The sequence below is a fragment of the Roseovarius sp. SCSIO 43702 genome, assembly GCF_019599045.1.
In the GTDB taxonomy this organism is placed as follows: domain Bacteria; phylum Pseudomonadota; class Alphaproteobacteria; order Rhodobacterales; family Rhodobacteraceae; genus Roseovarius.
This window is the reverse complement of the sequence record NZ_CP080623.1, coordinates 3,220,789-3,237,226: the sequence shown is the minus strand read 5'-3', so window position 1 is coordinate 3,237,226 and position 16,438 is coordinate 3,220,789. Positions and strand designations below refer to the sequence as shown.

The 16,438-nt window shown below is 65.7% G+C and carries 13 protein-coding genes; 7 read left to right on the top strand and 6 right to left on the bottom strand.

The window, feature by feature from the left end; genetic code table 11:
- The first annotated feature begins 451 nt into the window (after window positions 1-451).
- Window positions 452-1,354 (top strand): hypothetical protein, encoded by a 903-nt coding sequence (locus tag K1T73_RS15915; protein WP_220601640.1) that lies wholly within the window; start codon window positions 452-454, stop codon window positions 1,352-1,354.
- A 55-nt stretch (window positions 1,355-1,409) separates the two neighbouring features.
- Here the strand turns inward: K1T73_RS15915 and K1T73_RS15910 are convergent, their stop codons facing one another.
- Window positions 1,410-2,375: an IS1595 family transposase gene (locus K1T73_RS15910; protein ID WP_220601639.1), complete on the bottom strand. Its 966-nt coding sequence runs from the start codon at window positions 2,373-2,375 to the stop codon at window positions 1,410-1,412.
- A 183-nt stretch (window positions 2,376-2,558) separates the two neighbouring features.
- On the opposite strand from K1T73_RS15910, the gene K1T73_RS15905 reads away from it, so the two are divergent.
- Entirely contained in the window at window positions 2,559-3,542 is a 984-nt protein-coding gene (locus K1T73_RS15905) for a tyrosine-type recombinase/integrase (RefSeq protein WP_220601638.1), read from the top strand.
- Window positions 3,543-3,705: 163 nt separating this feature from the next.
- Here K1T73_RS15905 and K1T73_RS15900 read toward each other — a convergent pair whose 3' ends face one another.
- Window positions 3,706-4,944 (bottom strand): hypothetical protein, encoded by a 1,239-nt coding sequence (locus tag K1T73_RS15900; protein ID WP_220601637.1) that lies wholly within the window; start codon window positions 4,942-4,944, stop codon window positions 3,706-3,708.
- Window positions 4,945-5,155: 211 nt separating this feature from the next.
- Between K1T73_RS15900 and K1T73_RS15895 the strand changes: the two genes are divergently transcribed.
- Entirely contained in the window at window positions 5,156-6,388 is a 1,233-nt protein-coding gene (locus K1T73_RS15895) for a putative DNA modification/repair radical SAM protein (RefSeq protein WP_220601636.1), read from the top strand.
- 8 nt (window positions 6,389-6,396) lie between these two features.
- Window positions 6,397-7,812, top strand: a complete 1,416-nt coding sequence (locus K1T73_RS15890; protein ID WP_220601635.1) for a UdgX family uracil-DNA binding protein — start codon at window positions 6,397-6,399, stop codon at window positions 7,810-7,812.
- A 27-nt stretch (window positions 7,813-7,839) separates the two neighbouring features.
- On the opposite strand, the gene ychF is transcribed toward K1T73_RS15890, so the two are convergent.
- Window positions 7,840-8,937: a redox-regulated ATPase YchF gene (ychF, locus tag K1T73_RS15885; protein WP_220601634.1), complete on the bottom strand. Its 1,098-nt coding sequence runs from the start codon at window positions 8,935-8,937 to the stop codon at window positions 7,840-7,842.
- Between the two features lie 168 nt (window positions 8,938-9,105).
- On the opposite strand from ychF, the gene trpA reads away from it, so the two are divergent.
- A complete protein-coding gene (trpA, locus tag K1T73_RS15880; protein WP_220601633.1) occupies window positions 9,106-9,897 on the top strand; it encodes a tryptophan synthase subunit alpha in 792 nt (263 codons plus the stop codon).
- Between the two features lie 42 nt (window positions 9,898-9,939).
- A complete protein-coding gene (locus K1T73_RS15875; RefSeq protein WP_220601632.1) occupies window positions 9,940-10,392 on the top strand; it encodes a methylated-DNA--[protein]-cysteine S-methyltransferase in 453 nt (150 codons plus the stop codon).
- 84 nt (window positions 10,393-10,476) lie between these two features.
- Here K1T73_RS15875 and K1T73_RS15870 read toward each other — a convergent pair whose 3' ends face one another.
- Window positions 10,477-11,769 carry a peptidoglycan-binding protein gene (locus tag K1T73_RS15870; RefSeq protein ID WP_259400319.1) on the bottom strand — a complete coding sequence of 431 codons (1,293 nt, stop codon included), beginning with the start codon at window positions 11,767-11,769 and terminating at the stop codon, window positions 10,477-10,479.
- Between the two features lie 232 nt (window positions 11,770-12,001).
- On the opposite strand from K1T73_RS15870, the gene K1T73_RS15865 reads away from it, so the two are divergent.
- On the top strand, window positions 12,002-12,421 hold the full coding sequence (locus tag K1T73_RS15865) for a hypothetical protein (RefSeq protein WP_220601630.1): 420 nt from the start codon (window positions 12,002-12,004) through the stop codon (window positions 12,419-12,421).
- A gap of 11 nt (window positions 12,422-12,432) precedes the next feature.
- Here the strand turns inward: K1T73_RS15865 and K1T73_RS15860 are convergent, their stop codons facing one another.
- The gene (locus tag K1T73_RS15860) at window positions 12,433-15,201 is read right to left on the bottom strand and encodes a [protein-PII] uridylyltransferase (protein ID WP_220601629.1); all 2,769 of its coding nucleotides are present in this window, start codon (window positions 15,199-15,201) and stop codon (window positions 12,433-12,435) included.
- 46 nt (window positions 15,202-15,247) lie between these two features.
- Window positions 15,248-16,438: a penicillin-binding protein activator gene (locus K1T73_RS15855; RefSeq protein ID WP_220601628.1), complete on the bottom strand. Its 1,191-nt coding sequence runs from the start codon at window positions 16,436-16,438 to the stop codon at window positions 15,248-15,250.

Below are 16,438 nucleotides of genomic sequence, written 5' to 3'. Positions count from 1 at the left end.
CCGGGCGACTGCGCCAGTGGGCGCAGACGAACTCCAAGCGACCGAAGCGGATGCGATGATATGCGTTCACGAACACATCTTTCATGCCCCATCTCCCAGCAAGAGGGTTTCCCTTGAAATGGGGCGCAGCAAATGTCAGATTGATCCTGCAACAGATGGTATCTGACGGGGCTGCGCCCCTATGAAGCCACCACGAAAGCCGGTCCTTGTGGCCGGTTTTCTTGTTTCTCCCCTACGGTCAGGTCTGTGCCTGGGTGGTATCCCGCAGGGGCTGTTCCGGTCTTTTCATTGCTCGTCGCCTCACACATCATGTTGGGGGTTCCGAAAGAGGAATCCCATGATTGAGGTTATAAGGCGCGTCGCCGCAAGTCGCAACAGTAAAAGTCATTGCGCTTGCTGTTACTCGGAATACATGCTAACTGGTTAGCAATGATTACATTGGAGGCCAGCCATGAACACCAAACCTATCCGAAGTCCCGCATACCCCAGCATGTCGCTTGAAGACGCTGTTATGGCGGTGGGGAAGATTGAGGCGCAGTATCGAGGATCCCCCGTTGATCGCGAAGATGGTGCAAAGTTGTTGGGGTATTCCGGTTCAACAGGGCCGGCGAATAAAGCGCTGGCTGCGTTGGCCTCATTCGGACTCGTTGAGCGTGCGGGGAAGGGGATGATGCGAGTCACCGGACGTGCGCGCGCAATCCTTCACCCAGAATCAGAGAGTGACAAGGCCCGCAATTTGAAAGAGGCGGCGCTTGAGCCGAAGCTGTTTCGCGAGATAATGGAGCGCTTCGACGGAGTCGACCTGCCGCCAATGGAAGGTGTCGTGACATATCTCAACCGCGAGGGATTTAACCCCTCCGCTGTCGGCCCGGCGGCCAAGGCGTTCATAAACACCATGAACTTCGTCCAGTCATTGGGCGCAAGCGAAAGTCATGGAGAAACCCAGGACGACGACGCAGAATCAGAATCGCCGGACGAGGAAACTACGTTCGGCGGCGCGTCGGTAGGTGACATGATCCAATGGGAGAGCCAAGGCGTGCTACAATTTGAAATGCCTCGCCGCGTTCGCTGGGTCTCGCCAGAAGGGGATTGGCTCGCGGTCGAGGGTAGCGACACAGGGATACCCATGAGCCAAGTCACAGTAGAACGGACCGCAACCCCTACGCCGCCAGTGATCCCGCCCCACACAGATACTGGCATCGTGGAAAAGGGGTTCTCCGAATGGTTCCGCGCCAAGGTCGGTGCGGACAAAATCGTTACGATCAACTTCAAGGGCGAAGGCGACATCGGACCCAAGGAGATCGAGAAGATGATCCGGGTGCTTGAGGCGCAGAAACTAGCACTCGAGGACTGACTCAGTTCACGTCGCAAACGGCAGGGCGGGGTATCATCCCCGCCCTTTCGTATTCTTAGTCAGGTCTTGCGTAGGTCAGGCGCCTACCGGTCGCGCCACGTAGGGCAATCTCGCCACGCTCCGTATCATCAATGCCGTTCGCGATCCGGGTATTGTACCGGAAGTCGAACTCCGCCGCATAACGGTGCAGGTGCTTCTTGGCGCAGTGCTGATACACGCCCTTCATGCCGCGCTTGAAGATGCTGTAGAAGCCTTCGACGGTGTTGGTATGGACCTCGGGAAAGCCGGGGCGCACGTATTCCTCGGCGCTGTGGTTGACCCAATCGTGACCGCCGAAGTCGGGGCTGATCGCAAGGCCCTGATACTGGCTTGCCTCGTCGGTCAGGATAAACGCCTCCTTGGCGATGTTCTCGCGCAGGATCGGGATCAGGGTGGATTTCTTGAGATCGTCCACCACGACGCTGCGGGCGCGCTTGGTGTCGCGATCCACGAGGGTCAGAACCTTCATCTTGTGGGAGCCGCCGCGGGCGTTCTTCGCCTTCACGACGCCCGGTTCCTTGCCGATGAACGTCTCGTCAACTTCCACCGCGCCGCCGTTGCTGCCGAACGGGGCCAGCGCGCCATCGCGCATGCACTCGCGGATGCGGTGGGTCAGGAACCAAGCGCTCTTGTAGGTGACGCCCAGAACGCGGTGCAACTGGTGGCTGCTGATGCCCTTCTTGCTGGACACCATCAGGTGAATGGCTTGCAGCCACAGGTGCAGCGGAATGTGGCTTTCCTCGAAGATGGTGCCCTTGCGGACGGTGAACTGCTTGCGGCACTCGCGGCACTTCCACAGGCCGTGACGCTCCTTGCCTTCGGGGTTCTTCTTGGAGGGCTTGGTGCGAACGCCGGTCAGGCGATAGGCGCTGTCTACCACGCCGCAATGCGGGCAGACCGGACCATCGGGCCAGATGATGCTCTCGACATGCGCAAAGGCTGCGGCTTCGTCGTGCATGTAGGCTTTGGACAGAACGGACATTTGCTTTTCCTCAACTTCCTGTCTCCAATATAGGAATTGAGGATGGGTTTGTCAAATATACAATCGCCCAACGAAGGCCCCCAAGCCCCCGAGCCATGGACGCCGAAGTGGAAGAAAGACGACTACGAGTGCGACTTCTACGTCCGCGGAAGACGCATACGAAAGCGCCTTGGCATACGCGACGTGAACAAGTTCGAGCTTGCATGTCGTCTTGCCGAGATGGAGTTCGACAAGGCTTGGGAGAAGGTTCTGAATCCCTCGCGGACCTTCGCCGAGGCAGCAATCCTCTACATGAGGCACACCGGTAACCGCCGGTATCTGAAACGTATCATTCGTTATTTTGGTGTCTATACGCGGATCGACGAAATCGATCATCCGAGGATTCTGCGCGCCGGAAGTGACATCGCGGAGCTGAGATTCAAAGAAGCCGGGATCCGCTGGACACCTTCGACGATCCAATGCCAGGTGACGGTCCCGATCTACGCGGTGATCAACTTCATTACCGGCAATCGGAGAGAGCGCAGGAAGAAGAATGTGCGGAGCAGATATCTTTCTCCGGCGCAACTCGAGGCCCTGATCCAGGCCGCAATGGCACCGGAAACGGCGCATGTCTACGACAAGGACCATCGCCTGCTGAAGATCATCGTCTTCATGGTCGCAACGGGCTGCAGTCCCGGCGAAACCTTCGCCGTCAAGGTTGAGCACTTCAATTGGTCCACGAACGAGGTCTGGATTCCGGCCGTCGAGGATGGCGCCGGCAAGACACTTGCTCGGGCCCGATGGGTCTACCTCCCGGATCGAGCCATCGAGCTGATCGGTGAGTTGCCGAAGAAAGGGCACGCGTTCCTGTCGTCGCGCGGCAAACCATTCAAACTGAGAGACCATGGCGGCGGGCAGATCGCCAAGCAATTCCGCAAGCTCTGTGAGGCGGCCGGTCTACCCAAAGATGTGGTTTGCTACACGCTTCGACACACCTGGGCGACTTTCCACTCGGCACAGGTCGGCAATCATGACCTTCTCCTTGACCGCGGCGGTTGGGCAAAGTCCGACACGGCGCGCGACTATCGCAAGGCTTATCCGGCAGACCTCGCCGCGCAGCTCTACGACTATGGGTGGGACTTTGGGCAAGATCCGGGCAACACGCAAAAATTCATGCAGAAAGCGTAAGGAAATAAAGATGTTACAGGAAATGTCCGCTCTCTTAGCAGGGGAGCGCCTTCGACCACTCGGCCACGTCTCCGTTGGCGGGTTTATCGGTGTCGTGGTCGGGAAACAAGGCCAAAATCCCGCGATGCGCCGGCACCTCCGGGGTGCCGGCGCGACAGGGTGCTCAGGGCGTGAGATCGAGCCATGCGCCGCAGGTATAACCCTCGCCCTCCTGCAGGCGCAGGGTGCCGTCTTGCTTGAACGTGGCGACCAGGCCGCATCTGTTGACCAGCATCGGATCGCCGCGCCCTTCGACGGTGCCCGCGCGATGCAGCGGCACGGGCGCATCGGCAAAGCGGATATCCACGGTCGATTGGCTGCGCCAGCCGCTGAGGTTGAACCGTCCGTTGAGATGCATCGGGTGATCGATGTGCATCTGGAAGCCATGCTCGCGACGCTCGGTGATCGTGACGGTCACGTCGAGTTCCTTGTCGCCGATCGCGGCGCGTGCGGGGATCGACCCCGCCGATAGACGCCCCAGCCACTCGGCCCGGACCGCGCGCTGTGTTGCCACGGCATCGGGCGTGTCGCCCAGCGGGTAGATGTCCATGGAGCAATACGGGTTCGAGAATGTCGCACCATCCTCCGCGGGTGCGACGGAAAAGTCCCAGTCACCGCCGGAGACGCGGAAGGTCGGCGTGGTGCCCACCTGTTCCACCGTCATCTTCTTGCTGCTCCATTCCGTGGGCGCAGCTGCGACCTTGCGATAGGTCAGGGTGCCGGTGCCCTCCACGGCATCGGTCACAAGCTTCGCGATTTCGTAATGCCTATAGCCGCAGGATACCGTGCCTTCGAAGCTGCCCGAGACGGATCGTTGAAGCGCGAGGCGCGCGCGCTCCGCATCTTCGCGTCTCTTTTGCAGCATTGCGAGATGCTCCTCATGCTCTGGCGTTCCCTGCACGATCGCGTCGGCGCCGAAGCGCGACCGGGGCCAGCCGAGATCGCTGATCGCCTCGTCATCGTCCCAGAAGATCTGACCGTCCCAGCCTTCGCCGGTCGCCCTGGCCCGGACCAGCGCAAACAGGGAGACGCCTGTGCCGGGCTCGCCGATCCGCGTCAGCAGGGTCGTCCTGTCCTCGAGGGTGCCCGCCGTCGTGAACAGTGCCTCGCGTGGGGCCAACGTGACCCGCACACGTGACTCGGAGAACTCGACCAGGCCCTCGCGGGTATCCTGACTGCCGATCTCGATCTCCTCGATGGCCATGTGTTCGGGAAGGTCGGCACGCACGATCTCCTCGATCCTAGCCTCGCCCGGATGATCCTTTCCGAAAAACCAAGCCTGTGCCGGTGCGCTCAGGCTCAGAAACAGGAACAAGGTTGCGAAAATGTGGGGCCACGGGCATATGCGGGTCTTCTGGATCATTACACTCTCCGGTTTATCAAATCAGCCAGGTTGACTGGTTAACGTTGTGGAGAGAAACAGCAATACCCCTGAAATAATTAATTTTTTGTGTTTTCGTGATGAACGACGTTGCTGTGTGACGAGGATATCGGCGAGGCGCGTATTTGTGGCCAGCTCGTCCGGAGTGTTCCAAGACATTGCAATTGCGAAGATGCGAACATATCAAGAACAAATGACCGTGAAATCCATTCAGCAAAAGCTCGCCATCCTGAGCGACGCCGCGAAATACGATGCGTCCTGCGCGTCGAGCGGCACGACGCGGCGCGACAGTGCGAAGGGCGGGCTCGGCTCCTCGGGTGGGAGCGGGATCTGCCACGCCTATGCGCCGGACGGGCGCTGCATCAGCCTGCTCAAGATCCTGATGACGAATTTCTGCATCTACGACTGCGCCTATTGCGTGAACCGCGTCTCGTCGAACGTGGAGCGGGCGCGGTTCACGGTGGACGAGATCGTGACGCTGACCATCGAGTTCTACCGGCGCAACTATATCGAGGGGCTGTTCCTGTCCTCGGGCATCATCCGCTCGCCCGACGACACGATGCGCGACATGGTGCGCGTGGTGCGCAAGCTGCGCCAGGAGGAGAATTTCCACGGCTACATCCACCTCAAGACCATCCCCGATGCCGCGCCGGAACTGATCGAGGAGGCGGGCCTTTTCGCCGACCGGCTGTCGATCAACGTGGAGCTGCCCACGGTCCGGAGCCTCGGTGCCTTCGCGCCCGAGAAGGATGCGGGCCAGATCCGGCGCGCGATGGGCAACATCCGGCTGGAGAAGGAGGCGCGCAAGGAAAAGAGCCATACCGGCAAGCGGCCGCCGAAGTTCGCCCCGGCGGGGCAGTCGACGCAGATGATCGTGGGCGCGGACGACTCGAACGACGCGACCATCCTGCAAAGCGCCACGACGCTCTACTCGAGCTACAAGCTCAAGCGGGTCTACTACTCGGCCTTTTCGCCCATCCCCGATGCCTCGGCCAACCTGCCGCTCGTGCGGCCCCCGCTCGCTCGGGAGCATCGGCTCTACCAGGCGGATTGGCTCTTGCGGTTCTACGGCTTCGATCTGGGCGAGATCACCGGCGCGGCGGAGGGTGGCAATCTCGACCTCGAGGTCGATCCCAAGCTTGCCTGGGCCTTGCAGAACCGGGGGCAGTTTCCGGTCGACGTGAACCGCGCGCCGCGCGAGATGCTGTTGCGGGTTCCGGGGTTCGGAACGCGCAGCGTCGGGCGCATCCTGGAGGCGCGGCGGCACCGGCGGCTGCGTTACGAGGACCTGGCGCGGATGGGTGTGCCGCTGAAGAAGGCGCGGGACTTCATCTGCCTCGAGGGGTGGCGACCGGGCCGCGCGCTCGATGCCGAGAACCTGCGGGCGAAGTTCGTGCCGCCGCCCGAGCAACTGCTGCTGTTGTGAGCCATCACGTGACCCTGCCGCGCATCGGCACGTTCGATGCCTGGCGCGCGGCGGCGCGGGGGCTTGCGACGAACGGGGTCGCGCCCGAGGCGGTGTCATGGCGTCTCGAGGGCGCGGCGATGGCGCTTTTCGAGGGGGCGCCGCCGCCCGAGCCACGGGGGGAATTGCGGGTGTCGAAGGAGTTCGTGACGCTCGCGCGCACGGCGATCTGGCACCGTGACCCCGAGCGTTTCGCACGGGCCTACGCGCTTCTCTGGCGGTTGCGGGAAGATCCGCGCGCGCTGCGTGATCCCTCGGACGGGGATGTGGCCGCGCTCGAGCGGATGGCCAGGAACGTGCGCCGTTGTCAGCACAAGATGAAGGCCTTCGTGCGGTTCCGCGATGCGGGGGGCGAGACGCGGCGCCGCTTCGTCGCCTGGTTCGAGCCCACGCATCACACGGTCGAGCCGACCGCGCCTTTCTTTGCCAAACGCTTCGGCGACATGGACTGGGTCATCGCCACGCCCGACGTGACGGCGGCGTTCGAGGCGGGCAAGCTGCGTCTGCTGCCGGGGCAGGCGGCGCCCGATCTGCCCGAGGACGCGACCGAGGAGCTTTGGGCGACGTACTACTGCAACATCTTCAATCCCGCGCGGCTCAAGGTACAGGCGATGACTTCGGAGATGCCGCGCAAATACTGGAAGAACATGCCCGAGACGCGTGCGATCCCCGAGCTGATCCGGGGCGCGCAGGCGCGGGCCGAGACGATGGCCGAGGCCGCGCCGACGTTGCCCCCGGTCGTGGCGAGCCGTGTCGGGCGCCAGCTCGAGGCGCATCGCTCGCGCTGGGAGGGGCCGACCGAGGCGCTTCCGGCGGCGATCCATGCCTGCACGCGCTGTCCGCTGCACGGGCCGGCGACGCAGGCGGTGCCGGGCGAGGGGCCGGTGGAGGCGCGGCTGATGATCGTGGGCGAACAGCCGGGCGACCAAGAGGACCTGGCCGGGCGGCCCTTCGTCGGACCCGCCGGTCAGGTGCTCGACCGGGCGTTGGCGGCGGCGGGGATCGCGCGGGACGAGGTATATCTCACCAACGCCGTCAAGCATTTCCGGTTTACCCCGCGCGGCAAGGCCCGCATTCACAACCGCCCGGATGCGGGCCATGTGGAGGCGTGCCGCTGGTGGCTCGACGCCGAGCGGGCGCAGGTGAAACCCGCGCTGATCGTCGCGATGGGGGCCACGGCGGCGCAGGCGCTCACGGGATCGGGCGCGGGGCTGATGAAGCGGCGCGGCGGGATCGAGACGGCGGGCGACGGCACGCCGGTACTCGTGACGATCCATCCGTCCTACCTGCTGCGCCTGCCCGACCGGGCCGAGGCCGAACGGCTCCGCGCGGCCTTCACCGCCGACCTGGCGCGCGCACGCGAGAGGGTGGCGCAGGCGGCGTGAGCGCGCGGATTCCGTCAGCGCGACGTGTCAGGTGTTGAAGAGGAAATGCAGAACGTCGCCGTCCTTGACGACGTATCCCTTGCCCTCGGCGCGCATCTTGCCCGCGTCCTTCGCCGCCTGTTCACCGCCCAGGGCCACGAAATCGTCATAGGCGATGGTCTCGGCGCGGATGAAGCCCTTCTCGAAATCGCCGTGGATGACGCCTGCCGCACGGGGGGCGGTCGTGCCCGCCGGGATGGTCCAGGCACGTGCCTCCTTGGGGCCCACGGTGAAATAGGTTTCGAGGTTCAGGAGCGCGTAGCCGGCCTTGATGAGCCGGTCGAGGCCGGCCTCTTCGAGTCCCATCTCCTCGAGGAACATCGCGGCCTCCTCGTCATCGAGCTGGCTGATCTCCTCCTCGATGCGGGCCGAGATCACGACGTGGGAGTTGCCCTCGGCTTCGGCCATCTCGGCCACGCGCGCCGAATGGGCGTTGCCGTTGGCCGCGTCTTCCTCGGCCACGTTGCAGACGTAGAGGACGGGTTTCGTCGTCAGGAGTTGCAGGCCCTTCCAGGCGCGCGTGTCCTCGGCATCCACCTCGACCGTGCGGGCGGGGCGCCCGTCCTCGAGCGCAGCCTTCGCGGCTTCGAGCAGGCGCTGCTGCTGCACCGCCTCCTTGTCGCCGCCGCGCACCTTGCGAACGATGTTCTGAAGCCGTCGCTCGATCGACTCGAGGTCGGCCAGCATGAGCTCGGTCTCGATCGTCTCGGCGTCGGCCACGGGATCGACGCGGCCTTCCACGTGGGTGACGTCGCCATCCTCGAAACAGCGCAGGACATGGGCGATGGCGTCGACCTCGCGGATGTTGGCGAGGAACTGGTTGCCGAGACCCTCGCCCTTCGAGGCGCCCTTCACTAGGCCCGCGATATCGACGAAGGTCATGCGGGTGGGGATCACCTGTTTCGACTTGGCGATCTCGGCCAGCCGCTCCAGCCGTGCGTCGGGCACGGCTACCTCGCCGACATTGGGCTCGATCGTGCAGAAGGGAAAGTTCGCGGCCTGCGCCGCGGCCGTCCGCGTCAGCGCGTTGAAAAGGGTCGACTTGCCCACGTTCGGCAATCCGACGATTCCCATCCTGAAGCCCATGATCCATCTCCTGCTCGGTGCGGGGCGCTTCTAGGCGCGCGGCCCCGGTAGTGCAAGCCGCGCGGCGCCGTCGCGGCCCAAATACTCACATTCCCCGCGCGCCCCATTGCGTTCGCGGCCCAAATTGGGCAAATCGGGCCGAACATCCCCCAGGAAGGTCCCGCATCCATGAGCCGCATCGACGCCAAATTCGCCGAGTTGAGGAAAGCCGGCCAGAAGGCCTTCGTCGCCTACGTGATGGCGGGCGATCCCGATTACGACCGCTCGCTCGAGATCGTGCGCGGCCTGCCGGGCGCGGGCGTCGACATCATCGAGCTGGGCCTGCCCTTCACTGATCCGATGGCCGACGGACCCACGATCCAGCTTGCCGGGCAACGCGCGCTCGAGGGGGGCATGACGCTCGAGCGGACGTTGCAGATGGCGCGCGCGTTCCGCGAGGGTGACGACACCACGCCCATCGTGCTCATGGGCTATTACAACCCGATCTACAATCGGGGCGTGGAGCGGTTTCTCGAGGATGCGAAGGCGGCCGGTATCGATGGTCTCATCATCGTTGACCTGCCCCCCGAAGAGGACGATGAGCTGTGCATTCCGGCGCAGAAGGCGGGGCTCAACTTCATTCGCCTCGCCACGCCGACCACCGATGACAAGCGCCTGCCCAAGGTGCTCGAGAACACGTCGGGCTTCGTCTATTACGTGTCGATCACCGGGATCACGGGCGCGGCGGCCGCCGAGGCGGGCGACGTGGGCCCCGAGGTCAAGCGGATCAAGGCGCAGACTGACCTGCCGGTGATCGTCGGGTTCGGTATCCGCACGCCCGAGACCAGCCGCGAGATCGCCGGCGTGGCCGATGGCGCGGTCGTCGGGTCAGCCATCGTGGGCGCCATCGCCGAGGGAAAGCCCGCCGCGGAGGTGCTGGAATTCGTCAAGTCGCTTGCCGATGGGGCGCATTCCGCGTGATCCGGGTTGGACGGCGCTGCCGGTGACCGGCAGACTGTCCGCATGACCGAACGCATGATCGAAAGCCCGCTGGGACCGCTCACCCTGACCGCCCGCGAGGGCGCCATCACGCGGCTGGAATGGCGGCGGGGGGCGCGCGATGCGACGTCCGAGCTTCTGGAGGCGGAGGCGCAGCTTGCCGCCTATTTCGACGGCACGCGGGAGGTGTTCGACCTGCCGCTTCGCGTCGAGGGATCGGAGTTCCAGCGCCGTGTCTGCGACCGCATGCGCGCAATCGGCTTCGGTGAGACCGTCACCTATGGCGACATCGCCCGCGACCTCGACGTGCCGGCGCAGGCGGTGGGGGCGGGCTGCGGTGGCAACCCGATCCCGATCCTCATCCCGTGTCACAGGGTTCTGGGCGCCGCGTCGCTGGGCGGGTTCTCGGCCGCAGGCGGGGTCGAGACGAAGGTATGGCTCCTGCGGCACGAGGGTGCGGCGGGGCTTCTGATCTGACGCCGGTTTGTTCCGAACGGGTGGAGCCGGGGGGCCGGCCCGAGGAGCCTCCCGCGAGACTTGACGCAAGATGAAGGCGTTTTCTCAGGGGTCGAAGCCCAGTTTCCCGAGGCTTTCGCGGTCCGGCTGGCCGGTTTCCGGCAGCGCGTGCTCGGCCTGGAAGGCGCGCATGGCGCGGCGCGAGCCGGGGCCCCATTGGCCGTCGGTGGGGCCGGGATCGAATCCCGCCTCGGCGAGCAGTTCCTGGATTGCGCGGGTGTCGTCGCTGGACAGCGAGAGGGTGGTCCAGCCGCAGGCCCCGGCCACGGCCTCGAAGGCGTCGCGCTGACCGGCGAGGTCGAAAAGCGCATCATGGTGGCGACCGTTCTTCTCGGTCAGGCGCAGGAAGACGCGGTCGGCGTCGATGAGCGCGCGCATCATGTCCTCGGCGGGGGTGCCGAAAAGACCGGCGCCCTTGTTGGTGGTGAGCGCGCTCCAGCGGTCCGCGCGCGCGGCCTGGTCGTCGATCCTGAGCGTCATCGCGAAGGAATTGCGGCTCAGATCGGGGACGAGATAATCGGGCTGCACGTAGATGAGCGCGGTTTCCCCCTCGGTGCAGCGGGCGACAAGGGCGGTGAGGCCCGAGAAGCTGCGCGGCTCGTAGGCGGAGTAGTTGATCGCGGTGATCTGGACGCTGTCATCCACGGGCGCGCGGCCTTCCTCGATGGTCCACCAGCCCGAGATGCGGTGGCCGTTCCGGTGGGCCAGTTCGAAGGGTGCGAGGCTGTAATCGACATCGGTGAAGCGCGCGTCGGCCCAGGTTATCGCGGCGGGGGTCGCGACCTGCGACGTGGTGGCGGCAGCGCCCGCCTTGGTCGATCGGGCGGCCTGTCCGGCATCTGCGGGCGCCTCGGGCGCGGCGTCGGGAAGGGGGATGGCGATGCCGTAGCTGGCCTGGAGATAGGCCATCTGAAGCTGCGCCAGCGAAAGGCGTTCGGTTTCGACGCGGACGAGCGCGGTGGCTTGCAGGACGCCCGACGCGGCTGCCGCCTCGGCCAGAGCGGCGTCGATGCGTCTCTGCGTGGCGGCCATGTCCTCGAGGATGCGGGCGGCGAGGTCGGGATCGGGCCGGGTCGCGGGCGCGGAAAGGTCGAGCGTCGCCGCGCCTGCTTCGGCAAGCTGGCGGTTCTCGATCAGGCGGCGGGCCAGCAGAAGCGCCTCGCGCCGGGCCGCGGCGAGACCGTGGATAAGGCCGCCGGGGTGATCCTCGAGCGTTGCCTCGACCTCGGACAAATCGGTGTCGATGCGATTCAGTTCCGCGGCAAACTCGGCATCTTCGGCAAACACGGGCGCGACGAGGGTCGCAATCAGGAGCGGCGGGGCGAGCAGTCTGAACAAGGAAATATCCGCAAGTGGTTGACGAAGACCGAACTTTAGCCGGGAGGAAATGCCAGGCAAGGGGCGCCACATGCCGGATGACAGGGCAGGCAGCGCGGTGGCAAGCGAGCCACACCCCCTGCGGAGCGGGTCGTCGTGCCAGCCTCGCGCCACACCGCCTTGATGGCGCGGGGGTTTCTTCTTCGGGGTGACCCTCTATGCTGATGACCTGTCGGGGCAGGAGGGAACGGGAATGATGGGACGATTTCGCGTGAGCCACGCGCGCAGATGGGCCTTGGCGGGCCTGTGCTGCGCGATGGCGATAGGGGCGCTGCCGCAGTCAGCCGAGGCGCAGGCCAAGACCTCGCGCATCGAGGTGGCGCGCGGCGAGACGGTGGAGCTTCAGATCATGTACAACATCGACGGGCGCACCTGCGTCTGGCAGAAGGTGCCGCCGCAGCCACGGTTCAGGACGGCGCCGAAACTGGGCCAGGTGACCGTTCGCAAGGGCAAGACGCGCCCGCATCAATGTCCTGATCGCAGCATCGACGCCCATTTCGCGCGTTACACGGCCGGCCGAACGCCGGGCACAGACCGGTTCGAGATCGATTGGCAATCGACCGAAGGCCGCGGGAAGGTCTTCCGCCGAAGCTACGTCGTGCATGTGAAATAGCCTTCGGGTGCCTATTGGCGCGATGCGTGCTCGCCCCCGGCCTCGATGGCCGCGCGGAGCTTGCGTTCGAGCGCGCGCTGCTTGGCGTCGGAGTGAAACTTCAGGCCGAACATGTCCTTGACGTAGAAGGTGTCGACGACCTGCTCGCCATAGGTCGCGATCACGGCGGAATTGATGTAGACATTCGCGTCCGCCAATGCGCGGGTGAGATCATAGAGCAGGCCGGGCCGGTCGCGGGTATCGACCTCGATGATCGTGTAGATCTCGGAGCCGTCGTTGTCGAAGGTCACATGGGTGGGCACGCGGAAGGCGCGTTCGCGCTTCTTGACCGGGAAGCGGCTGGCGATGGCATCGCGGGGGAGCAGTTCGCCCTTCAGGGTCTTGTCGATCATCCGGCGCAGGCGCGGCAGGCGCGCGGCGTCGAACGGGTGACCGTCGGCGTCCTGCACCCAGAAGGCCGCCGTGGCATAGCCATCACGCGAGGTGTAAGTGCGCGCGTCCACCACGTTCGCCCCGGCGAGGGCCAAGGCTCCTGCCAGCCTTGAGAAAAGGCCCGGATGGTCTTCGAGCGCGAAACACGCGCGGGTGGCGTCGCGGTCCTCGTCGATGGCGATATCGATGCCGATGCCGCCCGGTTCGAGATCGCGCAGCAGCCGGGCGAAGATCACGTGGGCCGTGACGTGCAGACCCTGCCAATAGGGCGGATAGTGGCGCGACGTCTCGTGCTTGAGCGCGGACTTGTCCCAGTCGGGCAGAGCCTCGCGCAGGTTGCGCTTGGCCTCGGAACCGCGCTGTTCGCGGTTGAGCGCCTCGAGCCCGCCCTCCATGGCGCGGCGCGTCTGGCGATAGAGCGCGCGGATGAGCGACGCCTTCCAGTTGTTCCACGTGCCGGGGCCCACCCCGTTGATGTCGCAGACGGTGAGCACGCAAAGCAGGTCCAGACGCTCACGCGTCTGCACGAGCTTGGCGAAGTCGCGCACGGTGCGCGGGTCGGCGATATCGCGTTTCTGGGCCATGTCGGACATCAGGAGGTGATAACGCACCAGCCATTCGACGGTATCCACTTCCTTGGGTCGGAGCCCCAGGCGCGGTGCCACCTTGCGCGCGATACGGGCGCCGAGGATCGAATGGTCCTCGGGCCGGCCCTTGCCGATATCGTGCAACAGCAACGCCACGTAGAGGACGCGGCGGTTCACCCCCTCTTCGAGGATCGAGGACGCGATGGGCAGCTCCTCGGTCAGGCGCCCGCGTTCGATCCGGCTGAGATACGAGATGCATTGAATGGTGTGCTCGTCGACGGTGTAGTGGTGATACATGTTGAACTGCATCATCGCGACGATGGGCTCGAATTCGGGGATGAAGGCCGCGAGCATGCCCAGCTCGTTCATCCGCCTGAGCGCGCGCTCGGGGTTGCCATGTTTCAGCAGGAGCCCGAGAAAGAGCCGGGCCGCCTCGGGGCGGGCGCGCAGCTCGGGGGTGATGAGGTCGAGATTGGCCGTCACCAGCCGCATCGCGTCGGGGTGGATGAGCAGCCCGGTGCGCAGCGCTTCCTCGAAGAGGCGCAGGAGGTTGATCGGGTCGGCGAGGAATTCGGCCTCGTCGGATATGGCGAGGCGGCCATGCACCTCCTCGTAGCCGGGTTTCAGCTTGCGCTTGCGCCGCAGGAGGCGCTGGAGCAGCGGCTCGGCCTTGACGTGCATCGCCTCGAGCTTGGTGAGGAAGATGCGCGTGAGCTCACCGACGGCGTTGGCGTGGCGGAAATAGGCCTGCATGAAGTGCTCGACCGCGCGGCGACCGCCCGAATCCTCGTAGCCCATGCGCTCGGCGATCTCGACCTGGAGATCGAAGCTGAGCGTGTCGTTGGCCCGCCCGGTCGCGAGGTGAAGCTGGCACCGGACCGCCCAGAGGAAATTCTCGGCGCGGGCGAAGCGGTCGAATTCCTCCTCGGTGAACATGCCCAGGCCCACCAGTTCGGAGACGTGATCGACCCGGTGCAGATACTTGCCGATCCAGAAGAGGGATTGCAGGTCGCGCAGCCCGCCCTTGCTCTCCTTGACGTTGGGCTCGACCATGTAGCGTTGGCCGCCCTGTTTCTCGTGCCGTTCGTCGCGTTCCTCGAGCTTGGCCTCGATGAATTCACGCTCGGTGCTGCGGAAGAGGTCGCGCCAGAGGCGGTGGTCGAGCCTGGCGGCGAGCCGCGCGTCGCCGGTGATGTAGCGATGTTCGAGGAGCGCGGTGCGGATCGTCATGTCATCGCGCCCCAGGCGCAGGCAATCGCGGATCGTTCGGCTGGCATGGCCGATCTTTAGGCGCAGGTCCCACAGGATGTAGAGCATGGATTCGATCACGCTCTCGGCCCATCCGGTGATCTTGTAGGGCGTGAGGAAAAGCAGGTCGACATCCGACTCGGGCGCCATTTCACCCCGTCCGTAACCGCCGACGGCGAGCAGCGCGATATGCTCGGCCTCGGTGGGATTGGGGCGGGGGTGCAGGTGGCGGATGGCGGTGTCGTAGGCCGCGATGACGAGTTGATCGGTCAACCAGCTGTAGGAGCGCGCCGCGGCGCGCGCCTCGAACGGGGTGTCGGCCAGTGCGTCGGCGATGGCCGCGCGCCCGGTATTGCGCGCGGCGAGAAGGCAGGACGTTGCCTCGGCCCGCAACCGGCGCGCATCGGGGGCCGTCTCCGCCGCGGCGTCGATCGCCTCGCGCACGGCGCGTGAGTCGAATATCTCGCGCGCGTCGCAGATGAGATCGTCGGGAAGCGCGCCCGGATCCTTCATGTCAGCCCGGCGTCCCGATCCGCCCCCGTCCGCTGCGGCCCGCGGATCAGAAGCCCCCGCGGCCGAAGCTGCGCGGCGCCGGGTCAAGCACGACGATCTGGTTGTTGCGGATCGTGGCGATGGCCATGGCGCGCTGGTTCGAGCCGTCGGGCAGGAGGCGGAAGGCGCCGCCCGTGCCTTGGAAGCCCGCCGATTGCGTGAGCGAGCCACGGGTGAGCGCATCGGACCGGCCCGAGCGGGCAAGCGCGCCGATGGCCGCGATCCCGTCATAGGCAAGCCCGGCGATGGCGTGCGGGTCGTTGCCGTAGGTCGCCTTGAACCGGTTGCGGAACTGCGTCGCGCGGGCGGTGTCGGGCAGGGTGAACCACCCGCCCTGAAGCCCGGGCAGCGAGAGCGTCTGCGGCGGCTGGTCCCAGCGGGTGAGGCCCGCCCACTGGATGGCGTCGGGGCCGAGCCCGTTCTCGGGAAGCATCTGGGCAAAGAGCGGCAGGGCGCCGGCGGTGTTGGACGTGAGCATCAACGTGTCGGCCCCGCTCGACCGGGCGGTCGAGACGACGCGCGGCACGGCGGCGACGACGCCCTGCTGCGAGAACTGGTAGCCGACGCGGCCTGCGACGCTCATCCCATTGCGGGCGGCGGCCTTGGCGATCGCCTCCTGGCCCACCTGTCCCGCGAGGTTGTCGGAGGCCACGATCAGCACCTTGGACTTGCCGTTGCGCCGGGCGTAGCCGAGCACGCGGTCAGCGGTGTCTTCGAAAGTATTGCCCAGCACGAAGAGGTTGCCGCCCGCGATGGTCGCGTTGTTGGAGAAGGCCAGCACGTTCACGTTGCGCGGCGCCATGGCGACCGCCACCGCGTTGGCCGATTCGGCGTGGAGCGGGCCGAGGATGATCTTGGCCCCGTCCGCGGCCGCCTTGAGCGCGGCCTGCTGCGCGTTCGCCGCCTGCCCGGCCGTGCCGTAGACGCGCAGGTCGATGCGCACGCCCTGGAGGTCGGCCACCGCGAGCCGCGCGGCGTTCTCGAGATCGCGGGCAAGCTGCGCTTCGCCCGAGTTGGCCGCGCCATGCGGCACCAGCAGCGCCACGGGGATGGGCGCCGACGTGTCGATCCGCTGACCCGAGCCGCCGCCCGACGCGCCGGGGACCGCCACCCCGTCGCAAGCGGCGAGCCACAGGAGCGACATCAGGACGAAAAGACGGCTCGCGACCTTGCGGGCATCTGGCAAAACGGCAAACAT